The sequence below is a fragment of the Acinetobacter lactucae genome (genome assembly GCF_013344765.1).
GTDB lineage: Bacteria > Pseudomonadota > Gammaproteobacteria > Pseudomonadales > Moraxellaceae > Acinetobacter > Acinetobacter lactucae_A.
On the sequence record NZ_JABVBF010000458.1, the window covers coordinates 1 to 368 of the forward strand.

The following is a 368-nucleotide window of genomic DNA, read 5'->3' on the forward strand; positions in this document are numbered from 1 at the left end:
GGAAGCTGCTTAATATCAAATGGGCCTGATGGGACTAGCCCTGAATAAATCTTTTGCTGGTTGACGTATAGATCTAAAGTTGAAGGCAATGCAGCCGAACCGGAGAATTGCGGCAGTGCCGAGGTGACAATATCACCGCGCTGGCTATAAGCACTCGACCACTGGAAACCGGCAAGACGGACACTACTACCCCAGTCGGGGCTATTGGAAATAAAATCCCCTAGGGTATAGATCCTGATCTTCTCAGGGTCGACATATTGCCACTTACTTTCTAGGCGTACCCATTTTTCATGGCTATAACTATTTTCATTACTGCCGTTATATAAAACCCCTGAAGAAAAATTACCGATGGCACTGTTAAAAATCCC

Annotated in this window: 1 pseudogene; it reads right to left on the reverse strand. The window is 45.7% G+C overall.

The features are described 5' to 3' along the window. Positions 1-368: pseudogene (locus HUN22_RS17830) on the reverse strand (fimbria/pilus outer membrane usher protein); the annotation flags it as partial.